General features: G+C 61.2%; 21 protein-coding genes. 8 read left to right on the top strand and 13 right to left on the bottom strand.

The window, feature by feature from the left end:
- Nucleotides 1–44 precede the first annotated feature (44 nt).
- Both WG898_RS24350 and WG898_RS24345 read left to right on the top strand, forming a co-directional pair.
- Nucleotides 45–1,295 (top strand): phosphoadenosine phosphosulfate reductase domain-containing protein, encoded by a 1,251-nt coding sequence (locus WG898_RS24350; protein WP_339605372.1) that lies wholly within the window; start codon nucleotides 45–47, stop codon nucleotides 1,293–1,295.
- Nucleotides 1,296–1,397: 102 nt separating this feature from the next.
- On the top strand, nucleotides 1,398–1,868 hold the full coding sequence (locus tag WG898_RS24345) for a hypothetical protein (protein ID WP_339605371.1): 471 nt from the start codon (nucleotides 1,398–1,400) through the stop codon (nucleotides 1,866–1,868).
- 68 nt (nucleotides 1,869–1,936) lie between these two features.
- Here the strand turns inward: WG898_RS24345 and WG898_RS24340 are convergent, their stop codons facing one another.
- The 3 genes from WG898_RS24340 to WG898_RS24330 all read right to left on the bottom strand — a co-directional run bounded on the left by WG898_RS24340 (nucleotide 1,937) and on the right by WG898_RS24330 (nucleotide 3,045).
- Nucleotides 1,937–2,341, bottom strand: a complete 405-nt coding sequence (locus WG898_RS24340; protein ID WP_339605370.1) for a hypothetical protein — start codon at nucleotides 2,339–2,341, stop codon at nucleotides 1,937–1,939.
- Nucleotides 2,342–2,345: 4 nt separating this feature from the next.
- Nucleotides 2,346–2,744, bottom strand: a complete 399-nt coding sequence (locus WG898_RS24335; protein ID WP_339605369.1) for a hypothetical protein — start codon at nucleotides 2,742–2,744, stop codon at nucleotides 2,346–2,348.
- An 82-nt stretch (nucleotides 2,745–2,826) separates the two neighbouring features.
- Nucleotides 2,827–3,045 (bottom strand): hypothetical protein, encoded by a 219-nt coding sequence (locus WG898_RS24330; RefSeq protein ID WP_339605368.1) that lies wholly within the window; start codon nucleotides 3,043–3,045, stop codon nucleotides 2,827–2,829.
- A 211-nt stretch (nucleotides 3,046–3,256) separates the two neighbouring features.
- Between WG898_RS24330 and WG898_RS24325 the strand changes: the two genes are divergently transcribed.
- Together WG898_RS24325 and WG898_RS24320 are read left to right on the top strand one after the other, a co-directional pair.
- The gene (locus WG898_RS24325; protein ID WP_339605367.1) at nucleotides 3,257–3,796 is read left to right on the top strand and encodes a hypothetical protein; all 540 of its coding nucleotides are present in this window, start codon (nucleotides 3,257–3,259) and stop codon (nucleotides 3,794–3,796) included.
- A gap of 11 nt (nucleotides 3,797–3,807) precedes the next feature.
- Nucleotides 3,808–4,245, top strand: a complete 438-nt coding sequence (locus WG898_RS24320; protein WP_339605366.1) for a hypothetical protein — start codon at nucleotides 3,808–3,810, stop codon at nucleotides 4,243–4,245.
- Between the two features lie 802 nt (nucleotides 4,246–5,047).
- On the opposite strand, the gene WG898_RS24315 is transcribed toward WG898_RS24320, so the two are convergent.
- From WG898_RS24315 to WG898_RS24295, 5 genes are all read right to left on the bottom strand, one after another.
- Nucleotides 5,048–6,376 carry a Fic family protein gene (locus tag WG898_RS24315; protein WP_339605365.1) on the bottom strand — a complete coding sequence of 443 codons (1,329 nt, stop codon included), beginning with the start codon at nucleotides 6,374–6,376 and terminating at the stop codon, nucleotides 5,048–5,050.
- A 74-nt stretch (nucleotides 6,377–6,450) separates the two neighbouring features.
- Nucleotides 6,451–7,521, bottom strand: coding sequence for an adenylyltransferase/cytidyltransferase family protein (locus tag WG898_RS24310; RefSeq protein ID WP_339605364.1), 1,071 nt, complete (start codon nucleotides 7,519–7,521; stop codon nucleotides 6,451–6,453).
- Nucleotides 7,522–7,530: 9 nt separating this feature from the next.
- A complete protein-coding gene (locus WG898_RS24305) occupies nucleotides 7,531–9,252 on the bottom strand; it encodes an NAD+ synthase (protein WP_339605363.1) in 1,722 nt (573 codons plus the stop codon).
- 38 nt (nucleotides 9,253–9,290) lie between these two features.
- Nucleotides 9,291–10,493 (bottom strand): nicotinate phosphoribosyltransferase, encoded by a 1,203-nt coding sequence (gene pncB, locus WG898_RS24300; protein WP_339605362.1) that lies wholly within the window; start codon nucleotides 10,491–10,493, stop codon nucleotides 9,291–9,293.
- Nucleotides 10,494–10,505: 12 nt separating this feature from the next.
- Nucleotides 10,506–11,411, bottom strand: coding sequence for a cysteine hydrolase family protein (locus WG898_RS24295; RefSeq protein ID WP_339605361.1), 906 nt, complete (start codon nucleotides 11,409–11,411; stop codon nucleotides 10,506–10,508).
- Nucleotides 11,412–11,565: 154 nt separating this feature from the next.
- On the opposite strand from WG898_RS24295, the gene WG898_RS24290 reads away from it, so the two are divergent.
- From WG898_RS24290 to WG898_RS24280, 3 genes are read left to right on the top strand one after another with little or no spacing between them, the layout of a single operon-like run.
- On the top strand, nucleotides 11,566–12,243 hold the full coding sequence (locus tag WG898_RS24290; RefSeq protein ID WP_339605360.1) for an NUDIX hydrolase: 678 nt from the start codon (nucleotides 11,566–11,568) through the stop codon (nucleotides 12,241–12,243).
- Between the two features lie 24 nt (nucleotides 12,244–12,267).
- The gene (locus WG898_RS24285; protein ID WP_339605359.1) at nucleotides 12,268–12,456 is read left to right on the top strand and encodes a hypothetical protein; all 189 of its coding nucleotides are present in this window, start codon (nucleotides 12,268–12,270) and stop codon (nucleotides 12,454–12,456) included.
- Nucleotides 12,450–12,632, top strand: a complete 183-nt coding sequence (locus WG898_RS24280) for a hypothetical protein (protein WP_339605358.1) — start codon at nucleotides 12,450–12,452, stop codon at nucleotides 12,630–12,632. Before WG898_RS24285 ends, WG898_RS24280 begins: the two co-directional genes overlap by 7 nt.
- Before the next feature lie 89 nt (nucleotides 12,633–12,721).
- Here WG898_RS24280 and WG898_RS24275 read toward each other — a convergent pair whose 3' ends face one another.
- Genes WG898_RS24275 through WG898_RS24265 form a run of 3 tightly spaced genes read right to left on the bottom strand, consistent with a single transcriptional unit; the run spans nucleotide 12,722 to nucleotide 14,104 of the window.
- Nucleotides 12,722–13,264 (bottom strand): hypothetical protein, encoded by a 543-nt coding sequence (locus WG898_RS24275; protein WP_339605357.1) that lies wholly within the window; start codon nucleotides 13,262–13,264, stop codon nucleotides 12,722–12,724.
- A 17-nt stretch (nucleotides 13,265–13,281) separates the two neighbouring features.
- Entirely contained in the window at nucleotides 13,282–13,767 is a 486-nt protein-coding gene (locus WG898_RS24270) for a hypothetical protein (protein WP_339605356.1), read from the bottom strand.
- Nucleotides 13,736–14,104 carry a hypothetical protein gene (locus WG898_RS24265; RefSeq protein WP_339605355.1) on the bottom strand — a complete coding sequence of 123 codons (369 nt, stop codon included), beginning with the start codon at nucleotides 14,102–14,104 and terminating at the stop codon, nucleotides 13,736–13,738. Before WG898_RS24265 ends, WG898_RS24270 begins: the two co-directional genes overlap by 32 nt.
- 269 nt (nucleotides 14,105–14,373) lie before the next feature.
- Here WG898_RS24265 and WG898_RS24260 point away from each other — a divergent pair, with 269 nt between their 5' ends.
- Nucleotides 14,374–15,699, top strand: coding sequence for an RNA-guided endonuclease InsQ/TnpB family protein (locus WG898_RS24260; RefSeq protein WP_339605354.1), 1,326 nt, complete (start codon nucleotides 14,374–14,376; stop codon nucleotides 15,697–15,699).
- 26 nt (nucleotides 15,700–15,725) lie between these two features.
- On the opposite strand, the gene WG898_RS24255 is transcribed toward WG898_RS24260, so the two are convergent.
- Nucleotides 15,726–16,184: an HAD domain-containing protein gene (locus WG898_RS24255; protein ID WP_339605353.1), complete on the bottom strand. Its 459-nt coding sequence runs from the start codon at nucleotides 16,182–16,184 to the stop codon at nucleotides 15,726–15,728.
- A 12-nt stretch (nucleotides 16,185–16,196) separates the two neighbouring features.
- Nucleotides 16,197–16,910: a hypothetical protein gene (locus WG898_RS24250; RefSeq protein ID WP_339605352.1), complete on the bottom strand. Its 714-nt coding sequence runs from the start codon at nucleotides 16,908–16,910 to the stop codon at nucleotides 16,197–16,199.

Raw genomic sequence — 16,910 nt, 5'->3', positions numbered from 1 at the left:
TCTGCGGCACATGAAATATCTGAACGGTGCAACCAGGAATGCCAATGACCAGCACCGTCGACATCAGCAGACTTTTCCTCCGGCTCCCAGCCCCTGACCTGTCTTCAATGACCAATCGCAAGGTCGCCGTCACTCCCGAGATCACCAAGATGCTGGAGCGCAATGCGGTCGTGGCCATCGGCGTGAGCGGTGGCAAGGATTCGGTCGCGGTAGCCACCTCGGTGGCGCGCTATCTCGATGAGATCGGCCATACCGGCCCGCGACTCCTGGTGCACTCGGACCTGGGTCGCGTTGAGTGGCAGGAAAGTCTGCCGGAATGCGAGCGCCTGGCCAAGCACCTTGGCTGGGAGCTGCTGACGGTGCGACGTCAGGCCGGCGACATGCTGGCCCGTTGGCAAGGTCGATGGGCCGCAAACGTGCGTCGATATGTGAACCTCGAATGCGTCAAGGTGATCCTCCCTTGGAGCACGCCGTCGATGAGATTCTGTACATCCGAACTTAAGCACGCAGTGATATCAAGCGCGCTGCGCAAGCGCTTCCCTGACCAGGAAATCATCAACGTCACAGGCATCCGCCGCGAAGAGAGCGCGAACCGCGCCAAGATGCCAATCTCCGGCGTCGACAAGAAGTTGACTCGCAAGGGCGCCATTGGCATGGCCTGGAACGCGGTCATCGAGTGGAGCCTCAAAGACGTCCTGCAGGAGATCGCTGATGCCGGCCTGCAGCTGCACGAGGCCTATACGGTGTACGGGGCGTCGAGGGTTTCGTGCGCGTTTTGCATAATGTCGGCCTATGCCGATCTCGTGGCCTCCGCCGGCGCCGAGCAGAACCACGATGTCTACGTTCAGATGGTCGAGCTCGAAGCCATCTCGGGCTTCGGTTTTCAGGGGAATCGTTGGCTGGCCGAGGTCGCGCCTCATCTGCTGACCGAAGAACTTCGCACTCGCATCGAGCGCGCCAAGGAAGGCGCCAAGCGCCGAGTCGAGATCGAAGCCAGCCTCCCGAAACACCTGCACTACGTGAAGGGTTGGCCGACAACAATGCCGACTCCGGAAGAGGCAGAGCTGATCGCTAAGGTTCGAATCGACATTGCCGCGGTCCTGGGCCTGGATGTGAAGTTCACGACCGGCGCCGAGGTGATGGAGCGATACGCAGAGCTCATGGCCATCGCAGCCGTGAAGGCGGCCGCGAAGAAAAGCAAGTCCAAGCCTGGCAAGGATCAGATCCAAGAAGAGCATCTCGAAGACGAGGGCCTGGACGAGGACGAAATCGAGTCGGTGGAGCTCGCGCAATAGCCTTTTCCTGCATCCCTGAGCTGCTCAGAGCAGGCATAGTGTTAACTTTGAGTCCGGGGCTCAAGCCCCGGGCCTGGATGGCATGACGCAAAGGAGCGCTGGATGAGTACGGGACCACAACACCAATTCCCCGAGTTGGCGGAGGAGGTCCACCTGGCGACTGAGCAGCTGCTGCGAGAAGCCATGGACTATCTGAACCGGCTCCCAGCCCATCCAATGACCTCGGCACTCGCACGCAAGGTCCAGGCCCACCTGGACTCGCCGGAGGCTGGGATCGTGAGATCACAGGACGAGGCCATCGCCAGGGCGCGAGAAGCGGCCAGGCGCGCGGACCTCGTCAGCCGCAAGGGGAGCTCGCACTACACGTCAAAGGGTCTCGCCGTGCTGACCCTGGTTGTGGAGGCCGACAAGGCCATCCTGTCGTCGCCGGCGGCTGCGGCCTATGGCAATACCTCAAAAGGACGCGAATTCGGGAAGAGGGTGGTGGGCGACCTAAAGAAGGGTGTCGTCATCTGGCTGGCCAAAGTTGGCGAGGACGGAGTTGCGCAGCTGGTCAACACAGTCGCGAGCTAAGGCAGGCCTGCCAGCCCGGCGCCGATGAAGTTGCAACCGACTGGTGAAGTCGCAACCTACCAAACCAGTCAACGAAACACGTACTGCACGGAGCCCAGGATGCGGCGCTCGATGGCCGTCAAACTGTCGGGTCCGGCGACCTGGACATGCTTTCCCACTGAACTCTTGAAGGCCGCTCCAGGCGTGTGTTCGAGCCAATGGTCGGCGGTGCCGCTGGAATACTCCAGCGACAACTTGTTGGCCACATCGACCCCCGAGTTCAGCCCATGCTGGAAGGCAAGCAGAAGCGACATCACGGCCTGGTGCCGGCCGCCGGGGACATAGAAGACGCCATAGCCGCGCTGGTACACGAATGGCCTGCTCAGGTCAGCCTTGTCCAGCGGGTGCGGCAGATCCATGTTGATCGAGCACATGGCCCACCACTGGGGATCGGTGAACGGCGAGATGTCGAGCGGGGAGTCGTCGTCGCTCATGAGATTAGGCGGCCAGGCGCATCACGCGCAGCGAATCCACCTGGTCTAGCGCGCGCTCCTTCGCGCGGTCACGAGTCGGCTTCTCAGCCCAGCCCAGGTAACGGCCGTCGTTCGTCCAGGGCCCAAAAACACAGATGCCGCCGACGGTGAGAAGCAACAGGTCGCCACTGCCGGGCTGGGGCGCCCCGCGCGAGGGATAGTGGTAGTCCTCTTCGCGAGGCAATGGGCTCCAGGCCAGGAAGCGCCCGTCATTCGTCCAGACGCCGGTGATGCAAACGCAGCCGGCATTGAGGAGGAGGACCTTCGCTCCAGCCGGCGGAGGCGCGTCGCCGAGCGCCGGGTACAGGTATCCGGCCTGGCCGGCAACATAGCCCTTGGGGGAATGGGGCTGCGATTGAATCATGACGATCTCCGTTGAGCGGGTTGCCCAATTGAGATATCACATGGGTCGGCCAAGTCCAAGGGCTCGGCCAGGCGGAGCTGAGTCAGATATGGATCTGGGTTTCCTCGCCGCGGATGCGATGAAAGGTGTAGGGCTTCTCGGGATAGCGGGCGCGCAGTTCGAACAGGCTCTCACGCATCTCTGCTTCATCCTGTCCAGAATCGGCGATGTCGTAGTCGCCGGCCAGGTTGCCAGGCAGCGGACAACGAATCTCGAACATGTCGGGCATCGGGATCCAGGTAATGTTTGCGTCTGCGGTCATAGGGTTCCAATATTGCGTATGGCCAAGGCCAGAAACAACATTGCCCCCGAAGCCCCCGCACCTTGTGCCAGCTTGCACTTGATTGCCTCCCAAACTGAAAGCCGAGGCGTGCCGCGCAAGACAGCCGCAGAGCGCCAAAGTTGAGGCTTGCGAAATAGCCGCATCGGCAACGCACTAGTTATCATCGGCGCATTCGCGCCCGCAAAATACTATGGTCAAAAACAGCCCTGCAGCTTTCCCGCAGCCGTACGCTGTTGCAAATGCTTTGCAAGCGGACGATCAGATGCATAGCTTGCCGACAGCGGTCAGGGATGCACTGGTCGAGCACGGCTATACCTCCGCAAGGCAAGTCATCGAAAGTTCCGATGCTGCGCTCATCCGGGCACTTCATTGGACGCCTAGCGTCGGCGCCAAGACCATTGCCGCATTCACGGAATGGCTGGCATTACAACGTCGAATCGCCGGACAGACAGTGACAACGGAGGTTGACGTAAAAGTCGGAGCCGAGCGGGTGATTCGAGGTATGCGAGAACAACTCGCAATGGACTTGGTGAAGCACATGGTGCAAAAACAGGTCCGCCCTGGAGACTTGGCAAAGCTCGCAGCAACGTCAGAGCCAACCGTGCTCGAGATGATTCGTGGCACTCCCCCGGGGCTAGAGGTTTTGGTGCGCATGAGCGTTGCTTTAGGCTTGCAGGTGCAGTTGTCCACGACGATCCGCAGCCTGCAGTTTGTTTGCGAAGTTGATTGACTAGGCCGGGCATGGAGAACGAACAGGCGCGGACAACCCCAGGTGCTGAATCGCAGCAGCAATCCTTCGACGACTCAGCAGCGCTGCTGATGGTCAAACTCATTAGCGATCTGGATGCCGTGATCCAGGAGCTTCTAAGAATACTGCCGACGATGCAGCCGTGGCAGCGACAGCTGCGCGCACTCCTGACGCAGGCCGACGTTCAGATGCAGATTCTGCGTATGACCGAAGCAATGGAGAAAGATGCGCGAGAAATCGTGGCTGCGACTGAACGTTTAGGTGCCACATGCCGCGCCGTCAATGTAGCTATACGAGGGAGTCGAGCAAACGAATCAGTTCGATCACTTGTTTTGATGATCTCGAGGATCGGTGACACCTTGGCAAGGCTTATGGACACCGAATGCAAGAACGAGGGAGCTAGTTCGAAGGGCGCGCTATCGGCGCCGTGATGAGGGTGCAAGCTGGCAGGGCCAAGGACGGATGGCAATGTTTGGGTGCTAGAAAAGATGGCGATTCGTCACTCCGGGTCGTTCTTGAACAGGGAAGGCAGACCGATGCGCGTGCGCAAAGAGCTCCTTGCTCTTTCGACGCCCATCCAACTGGACAATGCAGACTCTACAAAGGCTGGAGCGCGAAGAACATGAGGATCGCAGCAACTTCTGTCTTGGTCTTTTTGAGCTCGGTAATCCCCTGCAATGCCCAGCCCCTGAGGTACCTAGGGCTTGAGCTCGGGGTGGAACGACCTGCGTTTCCGATGTGCACTGAGGCCGACAGCGATGCCAGTCCTCGCAAGAGGATCTGTTGGATCTCGAAGCCGTTTGTTGGCTCCAGTGGAGACAAGTTGGGCCCGGCCTACATCCCCGATGCTGGTGTTCCGTCATGGGCCGCGCATTCGATCTACGAGCTTCACGTCACCAAGAAGAATGCGATCCGAGGAATCACTGTGGATCGGGTTTCTGGCTGTGACAGTCGGATGCTCACCGACGTGATTTCGTCCATCAGTTCGCGATTTGGCCCATCAGTCGACCGACGAACGCAAGATGCTGTCCTCATGCGATGGGATAGCCCACAAGGGTATGTCCAACTGTTGGCCGACAAATCGAGGTGCACTGTTACGTATCGTGCACCTGAATTGCAGGCCGAAGTTAAGCGACAAATAGCCGAGCGATTGAGAGAAGACCGCACCAGGCCTGATGCACCTTGAGCTTGGATTTCGAGCCGATTTGCGATGTCCGGGCCCATGGCTCCGGCTCATGGTCGGCGAGGCCTCTGCTTGATTCTTGGGGATGTTTTCGCGCTGTCCAGGTCCTCACTAGTCAATGTACGCATTGGAATCCCCGTTGGCGTGAGGATTCCACCTCCAAGAGACGGGGAGAGCGGCATGTCCATCGGAGTCGATGCCGTACCGCGGTCGACCCCGTGAGTCCAGCCTGGCACAGCGATGTAATAGCGGACGGCCTTACCCAGGCCGTGGGCCCAAAGTAGCTTGCTTGCCACCAGGTCAGCCAGGTCGCGGGATGCCGTGGCCTTGGATGCGCCGGTCATTTTCATGTACTTGTCAGCATTCAACCCACCCAGGTAGCCGCCGTCGCCATCGTCGAGCAAACGTTGGAGAACCCTGCGCTGACGAGGATTGATCTCGACTTGTGCGTTCTCGGACCAGAACTGGCTCTTCTTGATCGCCTGGTCGATGACCAGGCTCGTCCTGTTGCACGCGGCTGAGAACTGGTTGGCGAACCATGCAACCCATTGCGTCACATCGCCGGTGCCACGCTGCGCATGGTTGAGAGCGTCATAGTAGTGCCGGCGAGAATCGCTCAGCTGGCTGGATAGGCTGAAGAGCCGCACAGGCCTCTTCTGGTCCTGTGCTATCGCCATGTCGACAATGGCGCGCCCGATTCGACCATTCCCATCCTCGAAAGGGTGGATGCTTTCGAACCAGAGGTGGGCAATGGCAGCCCGAGCGATGCCGTCGATGCGCGTCGCTCCAGGACTCTCAGCGGCCCTGGCCGGGTTGGTGACTTCGAACCAAGCCAAGAACGCATCCATCTCATTTGGCACGTCGCTAGACGCTGGCGCCTGGTAGTGGATGACCTCTTTGCCAGGGCGCCCACTGACGATCTGCATGGGATCATCGTGGTCACGAAAACGACCGACAGCGATCCTATGGATGCCCCGAGTGCCGCCCGGGAAGAGGGCCGACTGCCACCTGCACAGTCGATCAGCGTCGAGTGGAACCGCGAAATTGTTGGTGGCGTCGTTGATGACTTCCACCAAGCCGTCCACATGCCGTTCCCGGTGACCTCCATCTGCCAGTCCAAGCTGGTGCATGATCGAAGAACGCACAGATGCGGGATCCAATGCCTCACCTTCAATGGCGGCCGTGGCCACGACTTCCTGGATCATGACCTCGCGCGAAACCTCGCAGGCCTTGTCGAATCCGATAACAAGCGACTTGCCTACGACTTCGCCTTGCTTTTGCCGGGCGTCAAGAAGCGCAGGCGCAGCGACGTTCATGTCGAACGTCATCTTGGGCCAGCCAGGATGCTGCCAGATCCAGGGGGACCTCGATGTGTTCATGAGTCGAATTCTACCAAATGCGACTCAAAATGTGAGCCGAATATTCACAAATCCGGCTCAAATCCCGAAACGGATCACGTCGCCTGCAGCTCAACCAGCGGATGCATTGCTCCAAACAGACCCTCACCAATGCAGTCGTGGTCGTCGAACATGCGATGCATGTTCGCGGAGAAGTCCGAGTGCGACAGCCAGAGTAGCGGCTTGGGCTTGACGTCATCACGACCGAAGAGCTGGGGCAGCGTATCCCTGGTATAGCCCTCCAATTTGAAGTAGCAAGCCGTCGTTTCGATCCGGCCACGTGGGCTGCGCCCCGGAGCGTTGAACTCGCGCTGACCAACGATAGAGGCGCGCAGCTGCTCCGGGGTCAGGAATTTTGCCAAGGTGGACTCCTCGAAAGCCTCACGGATCGCGGTGTCGACGCCAGACTCCCCATCCTCGGTATGTCCGCCAAGGAAAGCCAGGGTGCCAAAGCCGAGCGCACCACCACGCTCACCCATCAGAACGTGGCCGGCGGCCTCGATGATGGCGTCGCCGGTCTTATAGACTGGCCCGGGGTACTTCTTCTTGTAGGCCTCATTGGCCATGTGCTCAGCACAGCGCTCGGCGTAGACCGGGTCCCGAGTCCAAGAGGCCAGGTAGTCCAGAATCCCGTCATGCATGAAAGGCGCCATCTCGGCGAAGGCTGCCGCCGGCGCCAACCCACGGCCGAACAAGATGTCTCGCAGTGCCGTTGAGTCGACCGCCAGAGGGCTGCCAGCGTCGATGTAGCCCCAGCCTGGAAACTGAGCTAGGTAGGAGCTCGAAGCGTCCTTGGAGTGGCCAACCAGGGTGATCTGCTCGCCGGGCTCGCAGTGCGCTTCAACTCGAGTCCGGACCATTGAGACCCAGCGAGGCGAGTCGTAGACGTCCCGGACTCCGACGAATCGGACTCGGGACTGCTGCTCCGGACTCAGTGTGCGCAGGATCATTTCCTTGCGCTCGAGGAAGGTGAGCGGGTTCTTTGGATTCCGGGAACGCCAGGAGGAGCCGATGGCGATGACCACCTGGTCGGCGATCTTGAAGGCTGACTGGATCAGGTGGCAATGCGCCCAGTGCAGCAGCTGCATGCGGCCGATGACAACGGCGGTGGTGCGGGAGGGCTTCATCGCTGATCCTCAGTATTGGCGGGCAGTGATCGGCAACTGGCGCCCGTTGCCAAAGGCCCGTGCGCGGAGCCGAATGATCGGGGGAGCCTGGCGGCGTTTGTATTCGCTGCGCGCGATGAGCTTCTTGACCTTCGCCACCGTGTCCAGGCCCTCAGGCGTGGACTGCAAGGTCTCGACGGCGGCTACGGCATGCTGGAATTCGTGGTGCTCGAGCAAGTCCCCTTCGATGAGCACCTTCAGGATCTCATCGAGAACCTCATAGGGCGGCAGCGAGTCCGTGTCCTTCTGGTCGGGAGCCAACTCAGCCGACGGCGCCTTGTCGATGATGGCAACCGGGATGATCTCGCGGCCGGCAGTCTCATTGATGTGGCGCGAAAGAGCAAAGACCTCGGTCTTGTAGAGGTCGCCGATAAGACCCAGGCCGCCATTCGTATCCCCGTACAGCGTGCAGTAGCCGACGGACAGCTCGGACTTGTTGCCGGTGGTCAGCACCAGGTGACCGTACTGGTTCGAGTAAGTCATCAGCAAAGTGCCGCGAACCCGGGCCTGCAGGTTCTCCTGAGCGAGACCAACGGGCGCCTTGCGGATGTCGCTGTAGAACATCGCATTGGAGACGGCATCCACTGGGCCCGCGATTGGGACGGTAAGGAGTTGGACACCAAGATTGCGGCAAAGAGTCACCGAGTCAGAGACGCTGCCCTCGCTCGAGTAGATGCTGGGCATCGTGATCGCCAACACGTTGTCCGGGCCCAGTGCCTCGGCAGCCAGCGCCAACGTCAGCGCGCTGTCGATGCCACCAGAGGACCCAACCAGTACCTTGGTGAAGCCGCAGCGGCGGGCATAGTCGCGCAGGCCCAGCACGATCTGTTGGCGATAGAACTCCATGTCGGATAGGCCGGCAGACGACACCGGCGCCAGCGCCGAGCCCTGGTGGCCAGAGAAGGTGCGTTGCGCCAGGTCGAACTCCAGCGTTGAGACGTCAGCGGCGAAGCGGGGCGCCTCGAACACGATCTTTCCGGCGGTATCCACCGCAAAGGAGGCGCCGTCGTAGACCAGCTGATCGTGGCCGCCTACCTGGGCGACGTAGAGCAACGGCAACTTGTGGCGCGCACAAGCCTTCGAGAAGACATCGTGGCGAACCTGGCGCTTGCCTTTCTGACTGGGACTCGCATTGATGGAGATGACCAGGTCAACCGAAGCGTCAGCCAGGCGCTGGAAGGGGTTGACCGGGTAGTCCTTGCCGTCGTCGTTCCAGCCGTCTTCGCAGATCAGGAAGCCTACCTGGGCCATGCCGATACGAAGGACGCGGGCGGCGTCCGGGCCCGGCTCGAAGTGGCGGCGCTCATCGAAAACGCCATAGGTGGGCAGCAGCTGCTTGTATTGCTCGTGAACAACCTCGCCATTGAGTAGAACCTGCAGGCCGTTGTGGAATCGCTTGCCAACGCCGGCCTCGCGCTCGACCGGCAGGCCGACCACCCAGTGAAGGGACGGGGTCTCACGCGATGCCAGACGAAGCGTTTGAGCTGCATCACGGAGACGGTCGGCGAAGCCCGTGTCATCCAGCAGGTCGGCAGGGCTGTAGCCGGTCAGGGACAGTTCAGGGAACACCACGACATCCGCGCCGGCCTGTCGCGCCGCGCGGGCCGCTTCCAGCATCAGTGTGATGTTGCCGGCCATGTCGCCGATGGTGGGATTGACTTGGCCAATGGTGACTATGAGATTGGTCTTCATATCGTGCGTCGATCTCGTTGGAATGCAGGGCAGGGCGATCAGTCGGCAGTGCGGTTGAACACGCTGCGCAGGTAGGCCAGGAAGGTCTCGTCATCGCAGAGCGTCTTGCCCGGGGTGTCGGCGAGCTTGGCCACGGGCTGGCCGTTGCAGCGGACCAGCTTCATGACGATGTTCAGAGCCTTGTGCCCGCAGTCATTGGTCAGATTCGTGCCGATGCCAAATCCAACCTGCACGCGGTCAGCGAAGTGGCGGTAAAGCCCCACCGCAGTTGGCATGTCCAGGCTGTCCGACCAGTTGAACCGTTTGGTGTTGGCGTCGATGCGCAGCTTGGCGTAGTGGGACAAGGCCTTCTCACCCCAGGCATACGGGTCGCCGGAGTCTTGGCGGAGGCCATCGAACAACTTGGCCAGGAAGAGGTCGAAATCGTTGAGGAAGGCGTCCATGCCAACAACGTCAGTCAGCGCGATGCCAAGGTCGCCGCGGTATTCAGCCACCCAGGCTTCCAGGGCCGCGCGCTGGAAGAACTTCAGCTGCACGTTCGGGCTCGCCTGCCAGGTCTGGAACCATTCATGGGCTTGCGTGCCCATCGGAGTCACGCCGTGCTTCTTGGCCAGGTAGACGTTCGAGGTGCCACGGAAATACTCGGGGACGCGGGCCTTCAAAGTCGCGACCACTTCATCCTGCCAAGCGCCGCTGAAACGACGGCGCAGGCCGAAGTCGAAGAACTCGAAAGGGTGGCGGCGAGTGTTGTTCTCGAGTTCGCGCTTGAGGAGACTGATCTTCTCGTCGAGGCGCTCGCGCCCAATACCGAGGTCAAAGCTACCCAGGCGGCGGAAGTAGAGCTCGTTGACGATGGCCAGTACGAAGATCTCGAAGCCCATGACGTGAACCTGCGGGCCCTTGGCCACGATGCTCAGGTTGTCGCCGTCCGCCTTGGCTTCGATGAACGACCTGTGGAACTGGAACAGGCGAAGGAACTGCACGAAATCAGGCTTGATGAAACGAAGGCCTGCCAGGTACTCCAGCTCATCGGGCTGGAATCGGAGGGTGCACAAGTGATCCAACTGGGCGTTGACTTCATCGACCATCTCGGCCAAGGGGAAGGCCGTCTTGTTGCGGCAGACGAAGCGGTATTCGGCCGAGTTGCCTGGCAGCTGGTGCAGCATGGCCTGCAGCATCGTGAACTTGTAGAGGTCGGTTTCCAGCAGGCTGTGGATGACGGGAGTGAAGGTCGTGTTCATGGTGTGCTTGATTCAGATTGCGCGGAGGACTGCGAGGGCTTCGTTGGTAGTGACGATCTGGCTTCCAGCGCTCTTTGCGCGCTCGAAGAAATCGGCAGCGTCACGCTCGAAGCCAGGGACGGGACTCATGCAGTCCGAGAGGAGATAGATGCCGCTGCCATCACCTTCGCGATGACGCAGGTACTGAAAGTAGCTCGCAGGAACGCAGTGGCTGGATGCCTCGCCGCCGATGAAGAGCGGATTTGCCCTCACATCAAGCTTGCGTGCCAGGTTACTGTTGAAGAGAGTTGAAGCAATCTCCAGGACGGGCGTCTCAGCCTCGAAGACGCCGTAGTGTTCAGTCAGCGGGTATTCGCCTTTGAACACCTTGTCGACGACTTGACCGGTGAGGATCTCCCACTTGCACAGGCGATCAGCAAGCGCCGAATGAATGTTGTGCCCCCAGGTGCCGGTGACGCAGTGAACCGGCCAGACCATCAGGGTCTTGCCGACGCGCTCCAACTTGTCGAGCAACTCGACGACGAATTCCGACAGAGGCTCACCGCTGACCGGCTCGATCATGTCTCCATGACGCGGACGGTAGCGGCCCTGGGTAACGCTGGCGCAAGTGACGACCGTGAACGGAGGAACTTCATTTCCCTGGGCGTCCAGCCAAAAGGTCGTCCGCTCGATGGCGACAACGGGATGAGAGTCGAGGGTGGCCGTGATGCGCGAGAGCAAGGAGCCCGCCGCATCAATGAAGGCAGCCAGACGGATCATGTCCGCATGGGCGCCTGGAACAGCCAAAGCAGGCTGCTCGCGATGCAAAACGGAGCCATCCTCTCCATGGACCAAGGGCAGCAGGCCATTCGGGATGTCGCAGAAGTCGTTCTGGCCATCGATGACCAGAAGGTGGGCGGCTCGGCTTGCGGTAGACATTGCTCTCTCCTGCTTGTTGATGGGATCAACTATAGCACATCTTACGGCGAATGTGCCGAAAGAATTGTGAGCTGAACTGAAAATGGAAAAGTTACCAATAGAGAACCGGCTTGTCAGGTCTGGCGTACTTTCGGCACAAGTGCTATAATGAGGCATGAGCTCTACTCGCAAGTCACCGCTTCTGATGGTCGATGTCGTCTTGCTGACGCTTGTCGACGGTGCCCTGCACGTCGGCGTGGCGCAGCGAGGGAACAAGGATGAGCCGTTCTATGGGGCCTGGACCATCCCAGGCGGGTTTGTCCGACCGGAGGAAGACCAGGATGCAGAGGACACGGCGCGCCGTGTGCTGCAGGCCAAGGCCAAGCTCACTAGCCCATACCTCGAGCAGCTCTACACCTTCACGGGCGCACTGAGGGACTCGCGCGGCTGGTCGGCGTCCATTGCGTACTACGCCTTGGTGCCGCAACAAGTCGCGCCGAGCGCAAGCGAAAACTTCAGGTGGACTCCGGTCGACTCCCTGAAGGAGCTCCCCTTCGATCACCTCAGGATCCTCAATGCGGCACTTGAGCGTGTTCGATCCAAGACCAGCTACTCAGCACTTCCGCTGTACCTGGCGCCGGACGAGTTCACGATGACGGAGCTGCGCGCGATCTATGAGCAGGTGCTGGGCGGACGGCTGGAACCCCGAACTTTTGAACGCCGCATGGACGAGCTTGATGTCCTGGAGACAACAGGCGAGCTCCGATCTTCTGGTGGAAAGCCGGCGAAGGTCTTCCGCCGCAAGCGCGGCCGGGGAGCAGCTGCTCTCGGCCCATCGCTAGTTGCAAAGTAATCGCAAACTGAAGGGACTCGAACCATGGACATCGAACGCTTTGCCAAGGTCGGCGACAAGATCGAAACGACCGTTCGCCAGCCAACCCCGGGCACGATCAGCCTGACTCTCTGTACACCAGAAGCATGCGCTGGAGCCAATCGACTGCTCGCGGACCCAAAGAGTGGTTGGAGCCTTTCGAAGTCGATGCTCAAGGAGACACAAGTATGCTGACGCCCTCGATGCTCCTGCAGATGCTCACCGAAGCCGAAGCTCGACGTGATGACGTTACGCTGCCGGCTGATGTCCGAGAGCGGTCAGCCGAGACCGCGTCGCTGTGCCAGCAGCGGATGGCCATGGAAGGCTTGAACCGGGATCGCTTGCGAGAGATGGCCGAAGCCGAGGCCTGACAGTTCGAGATGGCAAGCCGGCGCGGATCCCTGGGGCATTCGTATCGCCACGGGCTCTACTTCGCGTCGGCCTCGGCCTTTGACACTCGCTACCGAAGCTGGCAGATCACGGCGAAATCGCCGTCACGCCCACGGTAGCTCTTGAAGCTGTACACGACGTCGATGGCGGCAAAGAATTCGTCCGTCGCGCACCCACCCAGGCGGCCGGCCGCATAGTCGGTCATCTCGCCGATGTAGCAGATCGGGCGTCCGCGCCCCCAGAGCTGCGCAGCCCTGAAGGCTGCGGGCGTCACTGTGGGCCAGGACATCAAGAGAACGTCGGACTCGCGACCGTAGAGCTTGACTGCCGACTCCGCGTCGAGCTCTTCTACCTGGGTGTAGAGGCCGCGCTCATGGGCATCATGGCCAGTCAGCTTCGAAGTCGGTCGAATCGACACGCCGAACTCAATCAAGCGCGCGGCCAGGTATCCGTTGCCGGCAAAGACCTCCAGGACTCGCTTACCCTTCAGGTAGGCCGCCAACTCATCCAGAAAAGCCGACGAGGCATGCCAGTAGACACCGGGGCATCGAGCATGGGCGGCGGGCAGCGGGATGTAGCGAAGGGGAGGGATCCGGGGCGGGGGTACGATCACAAGAAGTGGCTTCCTTGTTAGCCCCGGGCCTGGTCGAGATCCCAACGGGCTTCGGCAACTTGCTGATCGTGCCAAATTCGCCGCGCGACCTGGCGCACAACCTGAAGTGCCTCGCCATGTTCCACGATCTCGCCGGCAAGCAGCTTCATAGCGATCTCCTGGCACACAGAAGTTCGATGCAGCGGGCCGCCCGAAACACGCTGGAAGCACACCTCTCCAAGTAGCTGGGTCGCGGCAGCATCAAAATCCATCGGCGCGCTCTGCACGCTCACTTGATCGTCTTGCTTGCGCGCGGCAAATACCCGGACCTCAAAACGGCCAAGCCACTGCCACGATTTGTAGACCATGAAGCAAGCCATGCCGGCAAGAAAACTCATGGCGACTACGGCTCCCACTCGCTCAGGCAGGGAGTGGCCGCCTTGAAGAATGACCATCGCCTGCGACACGACCGGCCGGACTGCCTGCCAGTAGCTACAGAGCAGGATGCCGAAGATCACCGTCAACTTCAGAGCGACCCAATACCGGCCGCCGGGCCCGAGGTTCATTGATTGCATTGCATTCCTTGACTACAGCCCGAGTTGGGCTGTGATCGGGCACATGACTCGGACTGACCATGGCAGGACTCGAACTGCTGGGAATCTGCATGACCAGGCCATGCGGAGTGCCGGTCTGGATGATGATTGACTCAACGACATCGGCCCCCGCTTGCCCAGGAGTCAGGGCGGAGACCTGGCCTCGAATGAAATCAATCACCCCCGGAAAGTGGGCAACGAGCCCGGGCACGTCGGCTTCATCCAGGTTGGCGAAGTCGGTGATGTGCTTCAGTGTGATAACGGACATTGGGGCCTCAATACTGATGGTGGTTTCGAAAATGGATATCACACGGAATCTGGTGCAGCAAGGGACAAATTTCTTCCGCCCCACCTCTGCCAGCCTGCTGAGCGCATCGCGCTACCGAATTGCGCCGTAGTGCTCCATCCATAGCGGGCCAGCAGCGATAGCTGCACCAAGGCGGAGCCGACCCGCTTGGGTGGAGGTGAAGCGGCGTACGCTGCTCGCGTCTGCGAGCGGTGTCAACCAAGCGTTCTAGATATCCGTTACACGAATTCATGCTGATTCGCCAAGGCTTCCAATATGCACTGCGCCTGAAGGCGCAGCGTGAAGCCGTGCTTCGGCGCTGGGTCGGATGTCGTCGCTTCGTCTTCAACGAGGCGCTGGCGCATCAACGCGCTGAGGTCGCCGCTGGCCGCAAGCGCCCTGGCTATGTCGTTCTGTGCGCGCGGTTGCCTGAGCTCAAGAAGCTCCACCCCTGGCTCGGCGAGCCGCCGGCGCAAGCGCTTCAGCAGGCCCTGAAGGACCTGTGCAAGGCCTGGGATGCCAAGTTCACCTCAAAATTCGGCGCGCCGCGCTTCAAGAAGAAGGGCGAAGGCGACACGCTGCGCCTGCCGCAGGACTGCCGGTACGACGCGGCGACCGGCACGGTGAGCCTGCCCAAGCTCGGCTCCGTGCGCCTGCGGCACAGCCGCCAAGCCCTGGGAGACCTCAAGAACGTGACGCTGCGCCAGGAGCGCGGCCGCTGGGTCGCGTCGCTTCAGACTGAACGCGAGGTCGATGTCGGCTCGCCGACGGCGACCGCCGCGGTTGGCCTGGACTTCGGTGCGGCCACAACCATCATGCCGAGCAACGCCTCGCTGGCGCCCATCGAGCTGCCATCTCGAATCGGCCGGTACGAGCGGCGCATGAAGCGCCTGCAGCAGCAGGTGTCGCGCAAGAAGAAAGGCTCGGCCAACCGCAAGAAGGCGGTGGCCAGACTCAACGCCTGCCACGGTCGCATCGCGGCGATGCGCCGGGACTTCCTGCATCAGCACACCACCGCCCTGGTGCGTGGCCACGCGCTCGTCGCCATCGAAGACCTGTCGGTCAAGTCAATGACGGCCTCTTCGGCCGGCACGCTCGACGCGCCTGGCAAGAATGTGCGCGCCAAGTCCGGTTTGAACCGGACCATCCTGCGCAACGGCTGGTCCATGGCCCGCACAATGCTCGAGTACAAGGCGGCCTGGTCGGTCGTGATGCTGGTGGCTGTGCCCCCGGCGTACACGAGCCAGGCCTGTAGCTCCTGCGGCCACACAGCGCCAGAGAACCGTAAGACGCAGGCGCTGTTCGAATGCGTGGCCTGCGGCCACGCGGAGAACGCCGACCGCAATGCAGCAAGGAACATCTTGGCCAAGGCTCAGCAACAACTGAGCTCGGCCAACTCAATCCAGCCGGGCGGATGCCCGACAAGTACCCCAGGACACTGCGGGGAACTCACGCCTGTGAAGGCGCGGCCCAGGCCGCGCACAAGGCCGCGCTCAGCGGCTCAAGGAGGGCTTGTCGAGCCTCCGTTGGCAGGAACCATCTCGGGACTGAGCCTCCCCGGGAATCTCCATCTATAGCGCGAAGCCTTTGGGTGGAGAGGATGTCAATCATCAAGCCATGTCTTGAGCTGCAAAAGCGTAGAGGGAGCAGCTATGCCGGAAATCGGATCGCAAGGGATCACCACGTCACCCAGCTCCTGCAGCATCTCGACCTGATCGTCGAGCACTCGATACCGGTGTGAGTCGATTCGACGGCGAACGACGAAGTCGAAGATGGACAACTGCCGGTCCAGGGCCCGATCAGTCGCCCCAATGAACCTGCCTCCCAGTGGGCCAAGCAGCTCTCGCAGCTCAGTGTCGCCGTGCGTCTTGCGCCAGCTGCTGTGAACCACCAGGCGGACATCCGGATGCGGAGTGAGCAGCTTCGCCAAGAGATCGACGTGCACAAACATGCCAGCCGCTCTCAGGATTGCGGGCGGAACCTTGATGTCCTCAACCGCGAAGTGCTGATCCTCCGGATGGAAGACACCGTCAAAGTCGATGAGTAGATAGCGGTGGTCCATCGAATGCCTTACTCAGCGCCGCGCCGAATGGTCGAGCGACCACGTGAGTCGCGCCAGCTGAGACACAGTGCCAGGAGCCAAAAGGTCGAAAACCCGGTCTCGGACTCGGTCAAGGGGCGTGAGGCCAGTCCGGTTCACGCGCGCGCCACCGTCCAGGTACAGCGGCGGGGTCGCCTTGCGGACCTCGTAGACGAACCGAATAGCGTCATCACTTGCAGGGCGACTCCACTCCGTAGCGGTGCTGACGCTCGAGTAGACCAGGAGAGAGACCTTCCGGCTCCCGACACCGACGCGGTAGACATGCTCGCCCAGGCCGGCCGAGCTTTGCTCGCGCCGCTCTTCTGTCACGTCGCGCCACCAGGTGCGATCAGCACCATGTCCTTCGCCGGCGAGGAGGGCGGCATCCATGAGGCCGCAAGCTTCGGTCAGAGCTTGGGCAAACTCTAGGCGATGGAAAGGCGCGTAGCCGCGATCCTGGGCGAGTTCACACTCCCACGGGAAGAGGAGGACATTCCGGCCGTTAGGGTGATTCGCCGGGAACTTGCCGCGGAGCAGTGGCGGAAGTGACTCATCAATGCGGATCCATGCCCCGGGAGTGCCGAGCGCCGGCGCGCGAACAGCGCCGACTCGGCGCAGCAGCCATTCTGAGGCGGGCTGGCCAGAGGTGCGGGTCAGGCGGGCAGTGTTGACCACCTGGACTCGCTGATTGACGGCGAACTGCTCCAT

The sequence above is a fragment of the Paucibacter soli genome, from assembly GCF_037482845.1.
GTDB classification, from domain to species: domain Bacteria; phylum Pseudomonadota; class Gammaproteobacteria; order Burkholderiales; family Burkholderiaceae_C; genus Paucibacter_B; species Paucibacter_B soli.
This window is presented reverse-complemented; position numbering and strand designations above follow the sequence as displayed.